The sequence below is a fragment of the Streptomyces rubellus genome (genome assembly GCF_036323805.1).
Taxonomy (GTDB): Bacteria; Actinomycetota; Actinomycetes; order Streptomycetales; family Streptomycetaceae; genus Streptomyces.
The window spans coordinates 1-1,161 of record NZ_JAZDCX010000065.1; the positions used below are offsets into that span (position 1 = coordinate 1).

Here is a 1,161-nt window from a genome sequence, read left to right on the forward strand (position 1 = left end):
TACTGATCTTTTCGTAAGTTCGGTGGGTGGTGTGGGTGGATGGTCAGGCCGGTGTGGGCGAGGAAGGACCATGGCAGTTGCGGGTTGTGGTTGATGCGGTGGATGCCGTGCTCGGTGGCGTCGGCGACATCGGCGAGGTGGTCGCCGGCGAGGTTGGCGAGTTCACGTTTCTTGAGTGAGGACCACAGCAGCTCCACCGGGTTGAGCTCGGGAGCGTAGGCGGGTAATCGCTCCAGGGTGAGCCAGTCCTGTTCGGCGACCCAGGCGCGCATCGCGCGGCTCCAATGGGCGGACAGCCCGTCCCAGACCAGCACCACCCGCTCACCGCGGTAGAACACCTTCATCTGCTCCAGGACCTCGATGAGGGCGGCGGTGTCGTAGCTGCCGGGCTTGAGATGGAAGCACAGGCGGGCCCCTCGATCGGGGTCGGTGGAGTGGTATCCCAGGGCCCCGGCCATCGACGCCCGCTTCCAGTTCAGCCGGTGCCGTAGCAGCGGGGTCCGCCCTCGGGGTGCGTAGGTGCGGCGGATCTGAGGCAGCAGGGAGACGCCTGATTCGTCAAGGAACACGATCCAGGCACGTGTGTTCACGGCCCCTTTTTGATCCGCGGCCACTCGTGCGTGATCCAACGGGCGATCTCCGACTCGTCCCTCTCAACCGCCCGGCGCTCGGGCCGCTGCAGACTCCATCCGAGCCGACCGGTCAGCAACCGCCACACTGACGCTCTCGACAGCACCACTCCCGTCACACGCTCCACGACGGCGCCGACTCGCTCCAGGGTCCACAGGTCGGCCTCGAAACCATGGGCTCGGGCTCCTCTCTCCAACGCGGCCCGGACGGTCTCAACCTGGGCGTCGTCCAGTTTGGGCGGACGACCGGTAGCCGCACGGCGTCGCAGGGCCGAAGCACCACCTTCCTCCCACACCCGCCGCCATCGGCGCACGCTCTCGGCACACACCCCCACTGCCCGCGCGATCTCCGCATTCGGGACACCGTCCTCGAACAACTCGACCGCCCGAACACGACGCGCCTCCGACAACTGAGGCCGCGACAACGGAGGAAGAGAGACGCCGGCCTCAGGAGGCGAAGGTCGATAAGCCATTCCGATAGCCTCCCACCCACACCGCCCCCAAACCCACCGAACTTACGAAAAGATCAGTA

General features: G+C 66.6%; 2 protein-coding genes. Both read right to left on the reverse strand.

The annotated features are described in order from the left end of the window. On the reverse strand, window positions 1–590 hold a 590-nt coding region (locus tag V1L54_RS29255), incomplete at its 3' end, for an IS630 family transposase (RefSeq protein ID WP_330121183.1). Continuing rightward, complete coding sequence (locus tag V1L54_RS29625; protein WP_443076830.1) at window positions 587–1,102, reverse strand: winged helix-turn-helix domain-containing protein; 516 nt, start codon at window positions 1,100–1,102, stop codon at window positions 587–589. The genes V1L54_RS29625 and V1L54_RS29255, both read right to left, overlap by 4 nt. Window positions 1,103–1,161: the final 59 nt, after the last annotated feature.